The sequence below is a fragment of the Pseudomonas sp. S49 genome, from assembly GCF_009866785.1.
Lineage (GTDB): Bacteria > Pseudomonadota > Gammaproteobacteria > Pseudomonadales > Pseudomonadaceae > Aquipseudomonas.
Genome location: NZ_CP019432.1, coordinates 1,296,625 through 1,314,453, shown reverse-complemented (window position 1 = coordinate 1,314,453; position 17,829 = coordinate 1,296,625). Strand labels below are relative to the sequence as shown.

Genomic DNA, 17,829 nt, shown 5'->3' with positions numbered 1-17,829 from the left:
GTCCGACAATTGCGGGTGGGCGTGCCAGTGGGGTAATGGCAAAAAGGGGCGATGGAATGGTCATTGCCGTCGCTGTGCGGCGGAAAATGCCTTCGCGAGCAAGCTCGCTCCCACACCGGAAGGCAATACCCGGTGGGAGCGAGCTTGCTCGCGAAGGGGCCAACCAGGTTTACACCGATGCGATGCGCACTTGCTTTTCCAGCTCCACCTTCAAACCCGGCTCGAGCTTCAACTGGCGCGCCAGTTCATCCAGATAGCTCTTCTCCATGAAGTTCTCCTCATCCACCAGCATCACGCTGGCGATGTACATCTCAGCCGCCATCTCCGGCGTACTCGCGGCGCGGGCCACGTCAGTCGGGTCGAGAGGTTTGTTGAGTTCCGCGTGCAGCCAGTGCTGTAGCTCCTGATCGTTGTCGAGCTTGGTGAATTCGCCTTCGATCAGTTGGCGCTCGCGATCATCGATATGGCCGTCGGCTTTGGCAGCAGCGACCAGCGCTTTGAGAATGGCCTGACTGTGCTGCTCGGCTTGCGCCGGCGGTAAGCGATCGAGGGTTTGCGGTTCGCTTTGTGGAGCGGTGCCTTTCTGGGCGTTGTAGTTGCCGTAGGCTTTGTAGGCCAGTACGCCAAGCGCTGCGAGCCCGCCGTAGATCGCAACTTTGCCGCCGACCTTGCGCACTTTCTTGTTACCGAGCAACAGGCCCATCGCGCCAGCCGCCAATGCACCGCCACCTGCACCTGACAGCAGACTGCCGAGGCCACTGGAGCCTGAAGCGCCGCCGAGCAAACCGCCCAAGCCACCGCCAGCCGTTTTGTTCTGCGCTCCGCCAGCCTTGTTCTGCAAAAGATCCTGCCCAGACTTGAGCAGTTGATCGAGCAATCCACGGGTGTTCATGTTCCGCCTCCAAACAGGGGTTATCCGGATCTATATGGCCCTCAGCCTAGTTCGAAAGTGCCCCTGTCCGACCTGCGAGTGTGCTTCCAGATGTTGCTTGCCCCGCAGCGGCCCTTCGTGAAAATAGATATACACTCAGGCCAATCTATAAAAACCGCCCACTGGGTACCCTTCTCATGATGACCCTGCGTCAGATCCGTCACTTCATCGCCGTGGCCGAAACGGGCTCGATCTCCGCCGCTGCGCAAACCGCATTCATTTCCCAATCGACCCTGACCCTGGCGATCCAGCAACTGGAGGAGGAAATCGGCGTCAGCCTGTTCAGCCGCCACGCCAAGGGCATGACGCTGACACACCAAGGTCATCAATTCCTACGCCAAGCGCACCTGATTCTGGCGACCGTGGACAACGCCAAGCGCAGCCTGCAACAGAGCACCGATCAGGTCGCCGGGCAGTTGATCGTCGGCGTGACCAGTCTGGTCGCCGGTTATTACCTGGCAGATTTGCTTACCCGGTTTCAACGTGCCTACCCCAACGTCGAAATCCGCGTGATGGAAGACGAGCGCCCTTACATCGAGCATTTGCTGGTCAGTGGCGAGATCGATGTCGGCGTGTTGATCCTCTCCAACCTCGAAGATCGCCACGCTTTGCAGACTGAAGTACTGACCCACTCACCGCACCGTTTGTGGCTCCCGGCCCAGCATCCACTGCTGGAGCACGACAGCATCAACCTCGCCGACGTCTCCCGCGAACCGTTGATTCAACTCAACGTCGATGAAATGGATCGCAATGCCCAACGCTTGTGGCGCGGCGTCGGGCTGCAACCAAAAATAACCCTGAGAACCGCGTCCACCGAGGCCGTGCGAAGTCTGGTCGCCGCCGGTTTGGGCGTGTCGATTCAGCCGGACATGACTTATCGCCCCTGGTCACTGGAAGGCGACATCATCGAAGCGCGGCCCATCGCCGACCTCAACCAGACGCTGGACGTTGGCCTGGCCTGGCGCCGCGGCACCGCGCGCCCCGCATTGGTCGACCCCTTCCTGACCGTGGCCCGCGAACAACCTCACGGCGGGCGCAAGCCATCTATTTAATCGAATGCTGCCTTCAGTATTTAGAATTTGTCGACCTCGGAGCCGCGCACTAGTCTTGCTGCATCTATAAGACGGTCGGCTCCCGATATCAGGGAGCAACAATGGCCACACAAGAAAAGAGATCGCGGAAAATGGCTGGCGCGCAGACCCCGATGTGTACCGCGTTGTTGATCGATGGCGAACTGGTCGCTGGGGAAGGTTTTGTCGAGCCGATTCTCAACCCGGCGACCGGTGAAATTCTCACGCACATCGCCGAGGCGAGCAACGAGCAAGTCGAAGCCGCCATCCTCGCTGCCCACCGAGCCTTTGCCGAGTGGTCCCGCACCACGCCGCAGCAACGTTCCAACCTGCTGCTCGACATCGCCAACGCCGTTGAAAAACACGCTGACCACCTCGCCCGTCTCGAATCGCTGAATTGCGGCAAACCTTTGCACCTGGCGCGTCAGGACGATCTGACGGCGACTGTCGATGTGTTCCGTTTCTTCGCCGGCGCCGTGCGTTGCCAGACCGGTCAGCTCAGCGGCGAGTACCTGCCGGGCTACACCAGCATGGTCCGTCGCGATCCGATTGGCGTGGTCGCCTCGATCGCACCGTGGAATTACCCGATCATGATGGCCGCGTGGAAAATCGCCCCGGCCCTCGCCGCCGGCAACACGCTGGTGTTCAAACCGTCCGAACACACACCTCTGTCGATCCTCGCCCTGGCGCCAGCGCTGGCCGAAATCCTCCCGCGCGGGGTGATCAACATCATCTGCGGTGGCGGCGAAGGCGTTGGCAGTCATTTGGTCGGCCACGGGAAAGTGCGCATGGTCTCGCTGACCGGCGATATCGTCACCGGCCAGAAAATCCTGCAAGCCGCGGCGAAAACCCTGAAACGCACGCACCTCGAACTCGGTGGCAAAGCCCCGGTGATCGTCTGCAATGACGCCGACATCCAGGCTGTGGTCGAGGGCGTGCGCACTTACGGTTACTACAACGCCGGGCAGGACTGCACCGCCGCGTGCCGGATCTACGCGCAGGCCGGGATTCACGACAAGCTGGTCGCCGAACTCGGCGCCGCCGTCAGCAGCCTGCGCTTCGCCGGCAAACGCGACGCTGACAACGAGATCGGCCCGCTGATCAGCACCCGCCAGCGTGACCGCGTGGCCAGTTTCGTCGAGCGCGCCCTCGGTCAGCCGCACATTGAACGCGTGACCGGTGCGGCGGTGCATTCCGGCGCCGGTTTCTACTATCAACCGACGTTGCTCGCCGGTTGCAAACAGAGCGACGAAATCGTTCAGCGCGAAGTGTTCGGCCCGGTGGTCACCGTGACCCGTTTTGACGAACTCGCGCAAGCCGTCGACTGGGCCAACGACTCCGAATACGGCCTCGCCTCATCTGTTTGGACACAGAACCTGGACAAGGCGATGCAAGTCGCCGCGCGCTTGCAGTACGGCTGCACGTGGATCAACAGTCATTTCATGCTGGTCAGCGAAATGCCCCACGGCGGTCTGAAACGTTCGGGTTACGGCAAAGACTTATCCAGTGATTCGCTGCAGGACTACAGCGTGGTGCGGCACATCATGGCCCGCCACGGCCAGCATCTCTGACTACGCTAATAACAAGCCGTCAACGGCATGCTTCACCGCGTTCACAACTGCCCCGACCATAATTTAAAGAAGAGGGTTCAACCATGTTCGTGCACAAGACCGCATTGCTCAGTGCAATCACCACGGCCCTGCTGGCCAGCGCCAGCCTGCAAGCTGCCGAGCCGCTTAAGGCTGTCGGCGCTGGCGAAGGTCAGCTGGATATCGTTGCGTGGCCGGGTTACATCGAACGTGGCGAGAGCGACAAGGCTTACGACTGGGTCACCGGTTTCGAAAAAGAAACCGGCTGCAAGGTCAATGTGAAGACCGCTGCAACCTCCGACGAAATGGTCAGCCTGATGGCCAAGGGCGGTTATGACCTGGTCACCGCGTCGGGCGATGCGTCGCTGCGGTTGATCGTCGGCAAGCGTGTGCAACCGATCAACACCGCGTTGATCCCGAACTGGAACACCCTCGACCCGCGCCTCAAAGATGCGCCGTGGTACGTGGTCAACCAGCAGACTTACGGCACCCCGTACCAGTGGGGCCCGAACGTGCTGATGTACAACACCAACGTATTCAAGACCGCACCGAGCAGTTGGAGCGTGGTGTTCGCCGCGCAGGATCTGCCCGACGGCAAGCCGAACAAGGGTCGCGTGCAAGCGTATGACGGCCCGATCTACATCGCCGATGCGGCGCTGTATCTGAAATCGACAAAGCCTGAACTGGGCATCAAGGATCCGTACCAACTCACCGAAGATCAGTACAAAGCCGTGCTCGACCTGCTGCGCGCGCAGCAGCCGCTGATCCACCGCTACTGGCACGACACCACGGTGCAGATGAGCGACTTCAAAAACGAAGGCGTAGTGGCGTCGAGCGCATGGCCGTATCAGGTCAACGGTTTGATGAACGAGAAGCAGCCCATCGCGTCGACCATTCCGAAAGAAGGCGCCACGGGTTGGGCTGATACCACCATGTTACACGCCGAGGCCAAGCACCCGAACTGCGCGTACAAGTGGATGGACTGGTCGCTGAAGCCGAAAGTCCAGGGTGATGTGGCGGCTTGGTTTGGTTCGTTGCCAGCCGTTCCCGCGGCGTGTAAAGAGAGCGAATTGCTTGGCGCTGAAGGTTGCAAGACCAACGGTTTCGACCAGTTCGACAAGATCGCCTTCTGGAAAACCCCGCAGGCTGAAGGCGGCAAGTTCGTGCCGTATAGCCGCTGGACTCAGGACTACATCGCGATCATGGGTGGCCGCTAAGCCCGGGAGCACCTCGGTCTAGCTCCCTTTCCCCCTCGCCCCCCTGGGGGAGAGGGCTGGGGTGAGGGGGTAGCTTTTGATCTTGCCCTTGATTTCAGAGCTACGGCCAATAAAGCCACCCTCACCCCCCGCCCTCTCCCGGAGGGAGAGGGAGCTAAAAGCGGATCGCATCTCGTCCGCCGAATGTGTGAGCTAAGCAAACCGTAAAACGTTTCAGATTTTTCAGAAGTCCAGGCAGGGCCGCTGCGACGGCCTTCGCCTTTTTGGAGCACCGCACCATGACGCTTGCAGTCCAGTTCACCAACGTTTCCCGGCAGTTCGGCGAAGTGAAGGCCGTTGACCGGGTTTCCATCGATATCGAGGACGGCGAGTTCTTTTCCATGCTCGGCCCATCCGGCTCGGGCAAAACCACCTGCCTGCGCCTGATCGCCGGGTTCGAACAACCGAGCGCCGGCTCGATCCGCATTCACGGTGCTGAAGCGGCCGGCTTGCCGCCGTATCAACGTGACGTCAACACGGTGTTTCAGGATTACGCACTGTTCCCGCACATGAACGTCCTCGACAACGTCGCCTACGGTTTGAAGGTCAAAGGCGTCGGCAAAACCGAACGTCACAAGCGCGCCGAAGAAGCCTTGGACATGGTCGCCCTCGGCGGTTACGGCGCACGTAAACCGGTGCAGTTGTCCGGTGGTCAGCGCCAGCGTGTCGCCCTCGCCCGCGCCTTGGTCAATCGTCCGCGCGTGCTGTTGCTCGATGAGCCTTTGGGTGCGCTCGATCTGAAACTTCGCGAGCAAATGCAAAGTGAATTGAAGAAGTTGCAACGCCAGCTCGGCATCACTTTCATCTTCGTCACCCACGATCAAACCGAAGCGCTGTCGATGTCCGATCGCGTCGCCGTATTCAACAAGGGCCGCATCGAACAAGTCGACACACCACGCAATCTGTACATGAAACCGACCACCACGTTTGTCGCTGAATTCGTCGGCACCTCGAACGTGATTCGCGGCGATCTGGCCCGGGAAATCAGCGGCCATCCGCAGCCGTTTTCGATCCGCCCGGAACACGTGCGGTTTGCCGAAGGCCCGCTCGCCAGTCACGAAATCGAAGTCAGCGGCCTGCTCCATGACATCCAATATCAGGGCAGCGCCACGCGCTATGAATTGAAGCTGGAAAACGGCCAGACCCTGAGCATCAGCCACGCCAACAATCAGTGGATCGACAGCAGCGCACAACACCAGACCGGCCAGCGCCTGAGCGCGCGTTGGGCGCGGGAAGCGATGATTCCGTTGCACGACACCGTGGCGAGCGGGGTGTGACATGAGCACACTCGCGATGACTGCATCGCCGCCATTGCGCCGGTTTTCCAACCTGCTCTACCGCAAGCCGAACCTGTATCTGTCGATGCTGCTGGTTCCACCACTGCTGTGGTTTGGCGCGATTTATCTCGGCTCGCTGCTGGTGCTGTTGTGGCAGGGTTTCTACACCTTTGACGACTTCACCATGGTGGTCACGCCTGACCTGACCCTGGTGAATTTTGCCGCACTGTTTCAGCCGTCGAACTTCGACATCATCCTGCGCACACTGAGCATGGCCATCGTCGTGTCGATCGCCAGTGCCATCGTCGCGTTTCCGATTGCCTACTACATGGCGCGCTACACCACGGGCAAGACCAAGGCGTTTTTCTACATCGCGGTGATGATGCCGATGTGGGCCAGTTACATCGTCAAGGCCTATGCGTGGACGTTGCTGCTGGCCAAGGGCGGCGTGGCACAGTGGTTCGTGCAGCACCTGGGATTGGAACCGGTGTTGCAGTTCATTCTGGGGATTCCCGGGGTGGGCGGCAGCACCTTGTCGACCTCGCACCTGGGGCGGTTCATGGTGTTTGTGTACATCTGGCTGCCGTTCATGATTTTGCCGATTCAGGCTTCGCTGGAACGTCTGCCGCCGTCGCTGTTGCAGGCCTCCGCCGACCTTGGTGCCAAGCCGCGTCAGACCTTTATGCAGGTGATTTTGCCGCTGTCGATTCCGGGCATTGCCGCCGGTTCGATCTTCACGTTTTCGCTGACCTTGGGCGACTTCATCGTGCCGCAACTGGTCGGGCCGCCGGGCTACTTTGTCGGCAGCATGGTGTACGCGCAGCAAGGTGCGATCGGCAATATGCCGATGGCGGCGGCGTTTACGTTGGTGCCGATTGTGTTGATCGCGGTTTACCTGTCCATCGTCAAACGACTGGGGGCTTTCGATGCACTCTGAGAAAGCATCATTAGGCTTAAAGATCGCGGCCTGGGGCGGGTTGGTGTTTCTACACTTCCCGATCCTGATCATCTTCCTTTACGCCTTCAACACTGAGGAAGCCGCGTTCAGTTTTCCGCCGAAGGGCTTCACGTTGCACTGGTTCAGCGTGGCGTTTTCGCGGCCGGATGTTTTGGATTCGATCAAGCTGTCGCTACAAATCGCCGCCATTGCCACGTTGATTGCGATGGTGCTCGGCACCTTGGCTTCAGCAGCGTTGTACCGCCGCGATTTCTTCGGCAAACAAGGTATTTCGCTGATGCTGATTTTGCCGATTGCGCTGCCGGGGATCATCACCGGGATCGCCTTGCTGGCGACGTTCAAGACCCTGGGCATCGAGCCGGGGATGTTCACCATCATCGTCGGCCACGCGACCTTCTGCGTGGTGATCGTTTACAACAATGTTATCGCCCGCCTGCGCCGTACTTCGCACAGTTTGATCGAGGCCTCGATGGATCTCGGCGCCGATGGCTGGCAGACCTTTCGCTACATCATCCTGCCGAATCTCAGCTCGGCGTTGCTCGCTGGCGGCATGTTGGCGTTTGCGCTGTCGTTCGACGAGATCATTGTTACCACGTTTACCGCCGGGCATGAACGCACGTTGCCGTTGTGGCTGCTCAATCAACTGAGCCGACCACGGGATGTGCCGGTGACCAACGTCGTCGCGATGCTGGTGATGATGGTGACGATGCTGCCGATCCTCGGCGCGTATTACCTGACGCGCGGTGGCGAGAGCGTCGCCGGTAGCGGCGGTAAATAAATATCTAACAAACACCAAAAATCCCCTGTGGGAGCGAGCCTGCTCGCGAAGAGGCCGTCACATCCAACATCGATGTCGACTGATACACCGCTTTCGCGAGCAGGCTCGCTCCCACAGTTTTAATCCGGTTTCGGCAGAACAATAAAAGTGTTAGTGAGGACAAACCCATGCAAACCAAACTCTTGATCAACGGCCAACTGGTCAACGGCGAAGGCCCCGCGCAACCGGTGCTCAACCCTTCACTTGGCGAAGTCCTGGTAGAGATCAACGAAGCCACTGAAGCCCAAGTCGATGCCGCCGTGCGCGCCGCCGACAACGCCTTCGCCGAGTGGTCGCAAACCGCGCCGAAAGACCGTTCGTTGCTGCTGCTCAAACTCGCCGATGCCATCGAGGTCCACGGCGAAGAACTGGCCAAACTGGAATCCGACAACTGCGGCAAACCCTACAGCGCCGCACTCAACGACGAGATCCCGGCGATTGCCGACGTGTTCCGTTTCTTCGCCGGCGCCAGCCGTTGCATGAGCGGCTCGGCCGCTGGCGAATACCTGCCCGGCCACACCTCAATGATCCGTCGCGACCCGGTCGGCGTGATCGCTTCCATCGCGCCATGGAACTACCCGCTGATGATGGTCGCCTGGAAAATCGCCCCGGCGCTGGCTGCCGGTAATACCGTGGTGCTCAAGCCGTCGGAACAAACGCCGCTGACTGCGTTGCGTCTGGCCGAACTGGCGTCGGAAATCTTCCCGGCTGGTGTTCTCAATCTGGTATTTGGTCGCGGTCCTACCGTCGGCAGTCCGTTGGTCACGCATCCGAAAGTGCGCATGGTTTCGCTGACCGGCTCCATCGCCACGGGCGCCAACATCATTTCCAGCACCGCCGACAGCGTCAAACGCATGCACATGGAACTGGGCGGCAAGGCGCCGGTAATCATCTTCGACGACGCGGATATCGATGCGGCGGTTGAGGGCATTCGTACCTTCGGCTTCTACAACGCCGGGCAGGATTGCACTGCCGCGTGCCGGATCTATGCGCAGCAAGGCATCTACGACAAGTTTGTCGAGAAGCTTGGCGCGGCGGTCAGCAGTATCAAGTATGGCTTGCAGGATGATCCGTCGACTGAACTGGGGCCGTTGATCACCGCGCAACATCGCGACCGCGTTGCCGGGTTTGTCGAGCGTGCTGTGGCGCAGTCGCACATTCGTTTGATCACTGGTGGTAAGGCTGTTGATGGCAATGGTTTCTTCTTCGAGCCGACCGTGCTGGCCGATGCCCAGCAGGACGACGAGATCGTCCGCCGCGAAGTGTTTGGGCCGGTGGTTTCCGTGACCAAGTTCACCGATGAAGCGCAGGCACTGGAATGGGCCAACGATTCGGACTACGGACTCGCGTCCTCGGTGTGGACAGCGGATGTAGGACGCGCGCATCGCATGTCGGCGCGTTTGCAGTACGGCTGCACGTGGGTGAACACGCACTTCATGCTCGTCAGCGAAATGCCCCATGGCGGTCAGAAATTGTCCGGCTACGGGAAAGACATGTCCATGTATGGGCTGGAGGACTACACCACGGTTCGGCATGTGATGTTCAAGCACTAAAAGCATCGCCAGCAGGCCTGGTTTATATGTGGATTGGCAAGCCGTATGACCATGGCAAGGCGCCGGCTGGGGATGCCTGGAAGGTGAGTCGCTAAGAGTTTTTGACCTCGGCACCGACAAGGTGCCGGGGTTCAGGAAAGCCGAGAAAAACCATCAAAAAGAAAGCTCTGCCTGATCGTGCTTCAGCAAGGAAATACGATCGAACAGTTTGATTTTTTCGTTGGCTTTTTGCTTGGCGTGATCGGACATGAATGCAATCAACTCTTCGAGCTGATTGACGTCTCCGACCACTTTGAATTCCTTTTCCTTGTTGACGAAAACAAGCGTCTTCTTCTTTCTCGACAACAACTCAATGACGTTGCTGAGCGTGCCGGTGCTCTTTGCGTCCCAGATCATCAAACCGTAGTCGGCTGCTTCGGCCATGACGACGTCTTTCTCGGTGAAGAAAGCTCTCGACCCTTTCGAATGTTTGGACTCGACTGTTCTGGCGGGCCAATGCCCAAGGTTGTTCCTCGGCGCCGAACCGCTGCAGAACACCGTGGTTCTGGATCGTTCGAGACTCAGCAGGTACTCCTGAATGGAGGTATCGGCGCCACCTGCATCCCCAACCACCACCTCAAAATCTGACGCGACGATATTATTGATGCGCTCTTTAACCTTCGGATCAAGGTTCTTGATGTTGATAGAGCCAGCAATAAATACAGTGGTCATTGAATTCACTTCCAAGTTAGCGCTGCGACGTAAATTTTCCCTACTTTCGGATATTTACGCAGAACAGCGCAGGCCGCGTCCATCGACGCTCCGCTATCAAACAAATCATCTACAACCAAAACATTCCAGCATCCATCGGTGGTGATTTCATCATTGACAGTGAAACTGTCTCCAATCGCGGCAACCTTGTCGGCTTTGGAATGTAAATCCTTGAGCGACTTTCCCGTGGTCGCTTTTCGAAGCAAATCCGTGAAAACCGGCCGACCGATAATTCGTCCCAACGCCAGGGCAACTTCAGTCACCGGTTGTCGCTGACGAATATTTGAAGCGGGCATAGGCACTACAAACCCGACCTGGTTCAGTTTTGGGAACACATTTGTCGCTACTGCCTGGGCAAGTGGACTGACCTGAGTCCAATCCTTCTGGTATTTGAGCTGGTAGGTCGCCTCACCAATCTCAGTACGCTGATTATCGAAGCATGGGTGTCCGCGATCATCGTTGCCAAGAAAGGTACTACTTACCATGTGTTTGTCCAGCACCCAGCCCTGATCCCAAGGGCCGTTGATCTGCTTGAGAGACACCTTCATTGAATTCTCCTTTATTCATAGCAATCCTTTGAGCCCTGAAACCAGGGGCCAGGCATCTGCAGCGATGCGTAAGATTCAAACAAATAACGGAAAAAACACTGGTGAGGGGCGGTCTCGCTGGCGCCATTGCAAAAACAGGCATTTCCTACAGATACGACCCTCAGCGATAAATCCTCTTTCCTACAGAAGGTATCGACAGAGCCGACTTGGCGTAGTAGGTGGCTAGCCGATAGGCTTTCGCTCGGCGGCGAAATCAGCGGCCCGGTGTCGAAGCCGGAACAAAATCAACATGGCGCAACCGCGCTCATTTGAGTGGCGGCTCTATTCTCGATATTGGAGTCGACAAATGCCTAACGACGTACAAATTCCTTCTGAAAGCTCTGCTTTCTTCACCCCCATCATCTTCACCCGCCACAACCGCTTCCTCCATGCCTTCATGCAAGACCACGAAGCCTGGTTCTGCGTGCAAGATCTCGGTCGCTTGATGGGTTACCCCCTGAACGAACGCCTCACCCTGAAACTCGATCCCGATCAGCGTCGCCATGTCCTTCTGCGTCGGGACGGCGAAATCATCGATTGCGCGATGGTCAGCGAGTCTGGCCTGTTCGCCCTGCTCGTCCATCACTTCCTCCCGGAAAACCGACACCTGCGCCAGTGGCTGAGCCATGAAGTCATCCCGATGCTGCGCGAAACCCAATCAAGCCCTGTGGAAAACCACCCGAGCCTGAGCTCGATGCATTGGGCGGGCGTCACCGTGCCGCTGCTGCACTGGCAACAGCAGGCGTGGGTCAAATGGCGGGATGTGCCGGAGTTGATGCAAGGCCAGCGGCCATATCCCGTACTGGAAACGTAAAGCTGATTCCATAAAAAAGGGGCGGACTTCTCAGTCCGCCCCTTTTTATCTTCTCTTAAAACCGCGAAACACTCCGCATCGCATCCACCAGATACCGCATCGCGATCCGGTCACTTTCCGAAAGCTCTCGATAGCGCTCCACCAGTTTCAGTTCGTCAGAGCTGAGCCGACGCCTTCTGCGGCCGCTGCCCAGGCAAGGAAAGATGCCCAACATGTCGGTGATGCCTTGGATTTTTGCCATGGACGATGTCCTTCTCTAATACTGCAAAGAATTGCTTAAACACCACATCGCCCTGCCCCTTACAGCAGCGCCGTGTGCCCTACCGGTCAGATGGGTCGCACCGGTCATGCCCATAGAATAGAAATTAATTCGGCGCTGAAAAGCGGTTTTTAGAGTAATTAGTCGAGAAAAGCAGATATGCCGTGTAAATCAGAAATTCCCGTAAGACTTTTAACCGACATGTCTTGTTTCATTGACACACTCGCGCAGTGAATCAACGAATTTTGCATTGCGAGCGAACGGTTTAAGCTAGCGGGTATCTGTTTATAGTCCGTTGCGTTTGGCCGAAGGCATGTCCGAACCGTTATTTCTGATCCAGCACGTGCCAGGAACGGCGCGGGATTGCACACGACAGGTTGTATTTATGCACCGCAGGAATTTGCTCAAAGCGTCCATGGCCATTGCGGCTTACACCGGTCTTTCGGCCACTGGCCTGCTGGCTACCCGCGCGTGGGCGGCCAGTGGCGGCGCCGCTGATGGCGAGGCGCAGGCGTTCGATTTCGAGGCGCTCAAGCGCCAGGCCAAGCAGCTCGCTGGCAGCGCCTATCAGGACACTAAACAGGTGCTGCCGCCGACGCTGGCGACCATGACTCCGCAGAATTTCAATGCGATCCGTTACGACGGCGACCATTCGTTGTGGAAGGAAAACAAAGGCCAGCTCGACGTGCAGTTCTTCCACGTCGGCATGGGTTTCCGCCAGCCGGTGCGCATGTACAGCGTCGACCCGAAGACCCGCACTGCACGCGAAGTGCATTTCCGCCCGACGCTGTTCAACTACGAGAACACTTCGGTCGACACCCAGCAACTCAAGGGCGATCTGGGTTTTGCCGGCTTCAAGCTGTTCAAGGCACCGGAACTGGATCGCCATGACGTGGTGTCGTTCCTCGGCGCCAGCTATTTCCGTGCGGTGGATGCGACTGGCCAATATGGCCTCTCCGCTCGCGGTCTGGCGATCGACACTTATGCGAAGAAACGCGAAGAATTCCCTGACTTCACCAAGTTCTGGTTCGAGACCCCGGACAAGAACGCCACGCGTTTTGTGGTCTATGCCCTGCTCGACTCGCCGAGCGCGACCGGTGCTTACCGCTTCGACATCGATTGCCAGGCCGAGCGCGTGGTGATGGAGATCGATGCGCACATCAACGCGCGCACCGCGATCGAGCAACTGGGCATCTCGCCGATGACCAGCATGTTCAGCTGCGGCAACCACGAACGCCGCATGTGCGACACCATCCATCCGCAAATCCACGACTCGGATCGCCTGGCCATGTGGCGCGGCAACGGCGAGTGGATCTGCCGTCCACTGAACAACCCGGCGACCTTGCAGTTCAACGCGTTTGCCGATACCGATCCGAAAGGTTTCGGTCTGGTGCAGACCGACCACGAGTTCGCCAACTACCAAGACACTGTCGACTGGTACAGCAAACGCCCAAGTCTATGGGTAGAACCGACCACCGCGTGGGGCGAAGGCTCTATCGATCTGCTGGAAATTCCTACCACCGGCGAGACCCTCGATAACATCGTGGCGTTCTGGACACCGAAAAAACCGGTGGCTGCCGGCGATTCGCTGAACTACGGCTACAAGCTTTACTGGAGCGCACTGCCGCCGGTGAGTACGCCGTTGGCGCGGGTGCAGGCAACCCGTTCGGGCATGGGCGGTTTCGTCGAAGGCTGGGCCCCGGGCGAGCATTATCCGCCGGTGTGGGCACGTCGTTTTGCCGTGGACTTCACCGGCGGCGGGCTGGATCGATTGCCACAGGGCACCGGGATTGAGCCAGTGGTGACGTGCTCGAACGGTAAGGTGCAGGACTTCAGCGTGCTGGTGCTGGATGACATCAAGGGTTACCGGATTCTGTTCGATTGGTACCCGACCAATGACAGCGTGGAGCCGGTGGAGCTGCGGTTGTTTATTCGCACCAATGACCGCACGTTGAGCGAGACCTGGTTGTACCAGTACTTCCCGCCGGCGCCGGACAAGCGTAAGTACCCTTGAGGATTCTCTAGCGTTTGGGCAGGCCTCTTAGCGAGCAGGCTCGCTCCCACAGTTGATCTCGGCCGATCACAAAAGTCATGACCGGCATTGATTCAATGTGGGAGCGAGCCTGCTCGCGAAGTCGGCCCAGGCAATACAACATTCAGCAGACAAAAAACAAAGCCCCGGCCATCACTGACCGGGGCTTTTTTGCTTTATTGCGACTGACTCAATCGCGCAAATCAGATTCATGAATCGGCTGATCCCGATGCGTCGCGCGCTGATACTGCGCCGGCCACACCGCTTTGCGTCCACCCAGATCATCATCGGCATGCAGCGGCCAATACGGATCACGCAACAGCTCGCGGGCAAGGAAGATAATGTCGGCCTGACAGGTGCGCAGAATGTGCTCGGCCTGCGCCGGCTCGGTAATCATTCCCACAGTGCCGGTGGCGATGCCTGACTCTTTGCGTACGCGTTCGGCGAAACGCGTCTGATAACCCGGCCCGACGGGGATTTCAGCGTTGGCCGCCGTCCCGCCCGACGATACGTCGATAAGATCGGCGCCCAGAGTGTGCAGACGTCGCGCCAGCTCCACGGTTTCGTCCGGATTCCAGCCGTCTTCCACCCAGTCAGTCGCCGACACGCGAACAAACACCGGCAACTCCTCAGGCCAGACCGCCCTCACCGCTTCAGTGACTTGCAGCACCAGACGAATGCGGTTTTCAAACGAACCACCGTACTGATCGCGGCGTTGATTACTCAACGGCGAGAGAAACTGATGCAACAGATAACCATGCGCCGCATGCACCTCAACCACACTGAAACCGGCCTTCAACGCGCGTTTCGCGGCATCGACAAAGGCCTGAATGACGTCAGCAATCTGCCCTTCGTCGAGCTGTTTCGGTTGAGTGTGTTGCGGGTCAAAGGCAATCGGCGACGGCCCGACCGGGGTCCAGCCGCCATCATCGGGTTTAACGCTGCCATGCTTGCCGATCCATGGCCGATGGGTGCTGGCCTTGCGCCCGGCGTGGGCCAGTTGAATACCGGCGACCGCGCCTTGGGACGTAATGAATCGGGTGATGCGCTGTAGAGGTTCGATCTGTTCGTCGTTCCACAGGCCAAGGTCTTCGGCGGTGATCCGTCCGTCGGCCGTGACCGCCGTGGCTTCGGTGAAGACCAGACCGGCGCCGCCCACCGCACGACTGCCTAAGTGCACCAAGTGCCAGTCGTTGGCCAGGCCATCGACGCTGGAGTACTGGCACATCGGTGACACGGCGATGCGGTTGGGCAGGGTCAGTTGGCGCAGGGTGAAGGGTTCAAGCAGCAGACTCATGGGGCACCTCTCAAATCAGTGGGCAGGCTCCAGGGTTCTGTTTGAATAGTCGACGAGTGACAGGAAAAAGATGCAGCACCCGCCCCCGCGGGCAAAAAATTCGACAAGACGTCACAAGGCCAATCAAGCAGTGCTTAGAGCCTAGTCGACAACGGGGGATGAGGGAGGGTTCAGAGTGATTCTGTGTGTGAAAGTCCGCCTTCGCGAGCAGGCTCGCTCCCACAAGGACAACACCGTACCTGTGGGAGCGAGCCTGCTCGCGAAGGGCTTAGCGCGGTTCGATGTGGGCAATCATCAACTGAACCGTCTCATTCCCACGAAACTCATTAACGTCGAGCTTATAAGCCAGTTCAACCCACTTGATTGTCGGATTCGGCCAGATATCCCGGTCAATACCAAACGCAATACCGTCCAGTTTCACCGAGCCACACTCGCTCTTCAGCACCACTTTCAGGTGCCGCTCACCCACTACCCGCTGCTCAACCAGCTGAAACACACCATGAAACAGCGGCTCAGGAAAGTGCTGTCCCCAAGGCCCGGCGTGGCGCAGGGCGCGGGCCAGTTCGAGGTGGAACTCTTCAACCGCCAGCGTGCCATCGGTCAGCATGCGCCCGGTCAGGTCGTCTTCGCGAAGTTGCCTACGCACTTCAGCGTCGAATGCTTCAGCGAAAAGCGGAAAATTCTCTTGTGGCAAGGTCAGTCCGGCCGCCATCGCATGGCCACCGTATTTGGCGATCAGGTTCGGATGCTGCGCCGCGACCACACTCAGGGCATCACGAATATGGAAGCCCTGAACAGAGCGGCCGGAGCCCTTGAGCAAACCATCGCCCGCATCGGCGAAGGCAATGGTCGGGCGGAAATAACGCTCTTTCATGCGTGACGCGAGGATGCCGATCACGCCCTGGTGCCACTCCGGATCGAACAGGCACAGACCAAACGGCATCGACTCGACCGGCAATTCCTTGAGCTGCGCCAGCGCTTCACGCTGCATGCCCTGCTCGATGGATTTGCGGTCCTGGTTCATGCCGTCGAGTTGCGCGGCCATTTCCCGGGCCAGATTGGCGTCGGCGGTGAGCAGGCATTCGATGCCCAGACTCATGTCATCCAGACGCCCGGCGGCATTCAGGCGCGGGCCGACGATAAAACCCAGATCCGTGGAGGTAATGCGTGCAGCGTCACGCTTGGCCACTTCAAGGATCGCTTTGATCCCCGGCCGTGCGCGACCGGCGCGAATTCGCTCAAGCCCCTGATGCACCAGAATCCGGTTGTTGGCGTCCAGCGGCACCACGTCGGCAACGCTGCCCAGCGCCACCAGATCCAGCAGTTCACCGATGTTCGGCTGCGGCTTGTTCTCGTACCAGCCGAGGCTGCGCAAACGCGCGCGCAACGCCATCAACACATAAAAAATCACCCCGACACCGGCCAGTGCCTTGCTCGGAAACTCGCAACCGGGCTGATTCGGATTGACCAGCGCATCGGCCAGTGGCAGTTCATCGCCGGGCAAGTGGTGGTCGGTGATCAGCACTTTGAGGCCATGGCGTTTGGCGGCGGCCACGCCTTCGACGCTGGAGATGCCGTTGTCCACGGTGACCAGCAAATGCGGCTCGCGGGTCATCGCAACTTCGACGATTTCCGGGGTCAGGCCATAGCCATATTCAAAGCGGTTCGGCACCAGATAATCGACATGTGCAGCACCGAGCAGACGCAAGCCAAGCATGCCAACCGTGCTGGCCGTCGCACCGTCCGCATCGAAGTCGCCGACGATGAGGATGCGCTGACGTTGCTCCAGCGCCGTCACCAGCAAGTCCACCGCCGCATCAATGCCCTTGAGCTGCTGAAACGGGATCAACCGCGCCAGGCTCTTGTCCAGTTCTGCCTCGGATTGCACGCCCCGCGCCGCATACAGGCGGGTCAGCAGTGGCGGAATATCACCGAGAAAAGGCAGAGTTTCGGGCAGTTGACGAGGTTCGATACGCATGGGGTGACGGAGACTTCTCTTTAATACGTGGGATTAATCAGTTGAGGGCGCAGGATCAGCCGCGCTCACCTTGCAGCCATTGCAACTGGACTTCGTGCTGACCACGGTCGTCGGTGACGAAGATCGTCCCTTCGCTGATCATCACGTCCCACTTGATGACGCGGGGCATGTCCTTGGCCAGCGTCTCCAGCACTTCCTGCGGGACGGCGGCGATGTTGACGTTCTTCAGGTTCTTGATCGCCGGGATCACTTTGGTTTCCCAGACGCGCAGGCTGCCATAGGCCAGCAGGCTGGTGCGCTCGGTGCGACGCGAGCACCAGGTCAGACGGTCGGCGTCTGGCTGGCCGACTTCGATCCAGTGCAGAACACGGTCGTCCAGGCTCTTTTCCCACAGCGCGGGTTCGTCCACGTCTGACAGACCGCGACCAAACGACAACTGCTCGTTGTACCAGAGGGCGTAGGCCAGCAGGCGCACGGTCATGCGCTCTTCGGTTTCCGAAGGGTGACGGGCGATGGTCTGCTTGACGCTCTCGTAGACACTGCGGTCGAGGTCGGTGAGGTTCAGTTCAAACTTGTAGGTAGTGGACGGCTGGGCCATGAACGGGCTTCTTGATACGAGGAAAGTCGGCAAGTCTAACCGATGCGGTAGGCAATCATCGAA

The 17,829-nt window shown here is 58.9% G+C and carries 16 protein-coding genes; 9 read left to right on the top strand and 7 right to left on the bottom strand.

Annotation, left to right across the window (positions count from 1 at the left end; genetic code table 11):
* Nucleotides 1-169: 169 nt before the first annotated feature.
* Nucleotides 170-892: a tellurite resistance TerB family protein gene (locus tag PspS49_RS05640; RefSeq protein ID WP_160038461.1), complete on the bottom strand. Its 723-nt coding sequence runs from the start codon at nucleotides 890-892 to the stop codon at nucleotides 170-172.
* Between the two features lie 176 nt (nucleotides 893-1,068).
* Between PspS49_RS05640 and PspS49_RS05635 the strand changes: the two genes are divergently transcribed.
* The 7 genes from PspS49_RS05635 to PspS49_RS05605 all read left to right on the top strand — a co-directional run bounded on the left by PspS49_RS05635 (nucleotide 1,069) and on the right by PspS49_RS05605 (nucleotide 9,451).
* Nucleotides 1,069-1,983 (top strand): LysR family transcriptional regulator, encoded by a 915-nt coding sequence (locus PspS49_RS05635; RefSeq protein ID WP_160038459.1) that lies wholly within the window; start codon nucleotides 1,069-1,071, stop codon nucleotides 1,981-1,983.
* A gap of 131 nt (nucleotides 1,984-2,114) precedes the next feature.
* On the top strand, nucleotides 2,115-3,572 hold the full coding sequence (locus PspS49_RS05630) for a gamma-aminobutyraldehyde dehydrogenase (RefSeq protein ID WP_160042468.1): 1,458 nt from the start codon (nucleotides 2,115-2,117) through the stop codon (nucleotides 3,570-3,572).
* Between the two features lie 83 nt (nucleotides 3,573-3,655).
* Nucleotides 3,656-4,807, top strand: coding sequence for a putative ABC transporter substrate-binding protein YdcS (gene ydcS / locus PspS49_RS05625; RefSeq protein WP_150650210.1), 1,152 nt, complete (start codon nucleotides 3,656-3,658; stop codon nucleotides 4,805-4,807).
* 278 nt (nucleotides 4,808-5,085) lie between these two features.
* Nucleotides 5,086-6,123, top strand: coding sequence for an ABC transporter ATP-binding protein (locus tag PspS49_RS05620; RefSeq protein WP_127925966.1), 1,038 nt, complete (start codon nucleotides 5,086-5,088; stop codon nucleotides 6,121-6,123).
* Between the two features lies 1 nt (nucleotide 6,124).
* The gene (locus tag PspS49_RS05615; protein WP_160038457.1) at nucleotides 6,125-7,060 is read left to right on the top strand and encodes an ABC transporter permease; all 936 of its coding nucleotides are present in this window, start codon (nucleotides 6,125-6,127) and stop codon (nucleotides 7,058-7,060) included.
* A complete protein-coding gene (locus PspS49_RS05610) occupies nucleotides 7,050-7,859 on the top strand; it encodes an ABC transporter permease (protein WP_160038455.1) in 810 nt (269 codons plus the stop codon). The genes PspS49_RS05615 and PspS49_RS05610 overlap by 11 nt, the downstream gene beginning before the upstream one ends.
* A 167-nt stretch (nucleotides 7,860-8,026) precedes the next feature.
* The gene (locus PspS49_RS05605) at nucleotides 8,027-9,451 is read left to right on the top strand and encodes a gamma-aminobutyraldehyde dehydrogenase (protein WP_160038453.1); all 1,425 of its coding nucleotides are present in this window, start codon (nucleotides 8,027-8,029) and stop codon (nucleotides 9,449-9,451) included.
* Nucleotides 9,452-9,604: 153 nt separating this feature from the next.
* On the opposite strand, the gene PspS49_RS05600 is transcribed toward PspS49_RS05605, so the two are convergent.
* Together PspS49_RS05600 and PspS49_RS05595 are read right to left on the bottom strand one after the other, a co-directional pair.
* The gene (locus PspS49_RS05600) at nucleotides 9,605-10,162 is read right to left on the bottom strand and encodes a hypothetical protein (RefSeq protein ID WP_150775851.1); all 558 of its coding nucleotides are present in this window, start codon (nucleotides 10,160-10,162) and stop codon (nucleotides 9,605-9,607) included.
* Nucleotides 10,163-10,167: 5 nt separating this feature from the next.
* The gene (locus PspS49_RS05595; RefSeq protein ID WP_064120575.1) at nucleotides 10,168-10,749 is read right to left on the bottom strand and encodes a hypothetical protein; all 582 of its coding nucleotides are present in this window, start codon (nucleotides 10,747-10,749) and stop codon (nucleotides 10,168-10,170) included.
* Nucleotides 10,750-11,095: 346 nt separating this feature from the next.
* On the opposite strand from PspS49_RS05595, the gene PspS49_RS05590 reads away from it, so the two are divergent.
* Entirely contained in the window at nucleotides 11,096-11,602 is a 507-nt protein-coding gene (locus PspS49_RS05590) for a Bro-N domain-containing protein (RefSeq protein WP_160038451.1), read from the top strand.
* Nucleotides 11,603-11,657: 55 nt separating this feature from the next.
* Here PspS49_RS05590 and PspS49_RS05585 read toward each other — a convergent pair whose 3' ends face one another.
* Nucleotides 11,658-11,843: a hypothetical protein gene (locus PspS49_RS05585; RefSeq protein ID WP_102357616.1), complete on the bottom strand. Its 186-nt coding sequence runs from the start codon at nucleotides 11,841-11,843 to the stop codon at nucleotides 11,658-11,660.
* 403 nt (nucleotides 11,844-12,246) lie between these two features.
* On the opposite strand from PspS49_RS05585, the gene PspS49_RS05580 reads away from it, so the two are divergent.
* Nucleotides 12,247-13,875, top strand: a complete 1,629-nt coding sequence (locus PspS49_RS05580) for a glucan biosynthesis protein D (RefSeq protein ID WP_127925960.1) — start codon at nucleotides 12,247-12,249, stop codon at nucleotides 13,873-13,875.
* A 208-nt stretch (nucleotides 13,876-14,083) separates the two neighbouring features.
* Here the strand turns inward: PspS49_RS05580 and PspS49_RS05575 are convergent, their stop codons facing one another.
* The 3 genes from PspS49_RS05575 to PspS49_RS05565 all read right to left on the bottom strand — a co-directional run bounded on the left by PspS49_RS05575 (nucleotide 14,084) and on the right by PspS49_RS05565 (nucleotide 17,766).
* Nucleotides 14,084-15,190: an NADH:flavin oxidoreductase/NADH oxidase gene (locus PspS49_RS05575; RefSeq protein ID WP_095119340.1), complete on the bottom strand. Its 1,107-nt coding sequence runs from the start codon at nucleotides 15,188-15,190 to the stop codon at nucleotides 14,084-14,086.
* A 268-nt stretch (nucleotides 15,191-15,458) separates the two neighbouring features.
* Nucleotides 15,459-17,168, bottom strand: a complete 1,710-nt coding sequence (gene recJ, locus PspS49_RS05570) for a single-stranded-DNA-specific exonuclease RecJ (protein WP_160038449.1) — start codon at nucleotides 17,166-17,168, stop codon at nucleotides 15,459-15,461.
* Between the two features lie 55 nt (nucleotides 17,169-17,223).
* Nucleotides 17,224-17,766: a YaeQ family protein gene (locus PspS49_RS05565; RefSeq protein ID WP_007908961.1), complete on the bottom strand. Its 543-nt coding sequence runs from the start codon at nucleotides 17,764-17,766 to the stop codon at nucleotides 17,224-17,226.
* Nucleotides 17,767-17,829 lie beyond the last annotated feature (63 nt).

Coding starts and splice junctions, on each gene's coding strand:
- PspS49_RS05600 (WP_150775851.1), bottom strand. CDS start 10,162: ATGACCACTGTATTTATTGCTGGCTCTATCAACATCAAGAACCTTGAT.
- PspS49_RS05610 (WP_160038455.1), top strand. CDS start 7,050: ATGCACTCTGAGAAAGCATCATTAGGCTTAAAGATCGCGGCCTGGGGC.
- PspS49_RS05620 (WP_127925966.1), top strand. CDS start 5,086: ATGACGCTTGCAGTCCAGTTCACCAACGTTTCCCGGCAGTTCGGCGAA.
- PspS49_RS05630 (WP_160042468.1), top strand. CDS start 2,115: ATGGCTGGCGCGCAGACCCCGATGTGTACCGCGTTGTTGATCGATGGC.
- PspS49_RS05565 (WP_007908961.1), bottom strand. CDS start 17,766: ATGGCCCAGCCGTCCACTACCTACAAGTTTGAACTGAACCTCACCGAC.
- PspS49_RS05580 (WP_127925960.1), top strand. CDS start 12,247: ATGCACCGCAGGAATTTGCTCAAAGCGTCCATGGCCATTGCGGCTTAC.
- PspS49_RS05635 (WP_160038459.1), top strand. CDS start 1,069: ATGATGACCCTGCGTCAGATCCGTCACTTCATCGCCGTGGCCGAAACG.
- PspS49_RS05640 (WP_160038461.1), bottom strand. CDS start 892: ATGAACACCCGTGGATTGCTCGATCAACTGCTCAAGTCTGGGCAGGAT.
- PspS49_RS05585 (WP_102357616.1), bottom strand. CDS start 11,843: ATGGCAAAAATCCAAGGCATCACCGACATGTTGGGCATCTTTCCTTGC.
- PspS49_RS05605 (WP_160038453.1), top strand. CDS start 8,027: ATGCAAACCAAACTCTTGATCAACGGCCAACTGGTCAACGGCGAAGGC.
- PspS49_RS05590 (WP_160038451.1), top strand. CDS start 11,096: ATGCCTAACGACGTACAAATTCCTTCTGAAAGCTCTGCTTTCTTCACC.
- ydcS (WP_150650210.1), top strand. CDS start 3,656: ATGTTCGTGCACAAGACCGCATTGCTCAGTGCAATCACCACGGCCCTG.
- recJ (WP_160038449.1), bottom strand. CDS start 17,168: ATGCGTATCGAACCTCGTCAACTGCCCGAAACTCTGCCTTTTCTCGGT.
- PspS49_RS05575 (WP_095119340.1), bottom strand. CDS start 15,190: ATGAGTCTGCTGCTTGAACCCTTCACCCTGCGCCAACTGACCCTGCCC.
- PspS49_RS05595 (WP_064120575.1), bottom strand. CDS start 10,749: ATGAAGGTGTCTCTCAAGCAGATCAACGGCCCTTGGGATCAGGGCTGG.
- PspS49_RS05615 (WP_160038457.1), top strand. CDS start 6,125: ATGAGCACACTCGCGATGACTGCATCGCCGCCATTGCGCCGGTTTTCC.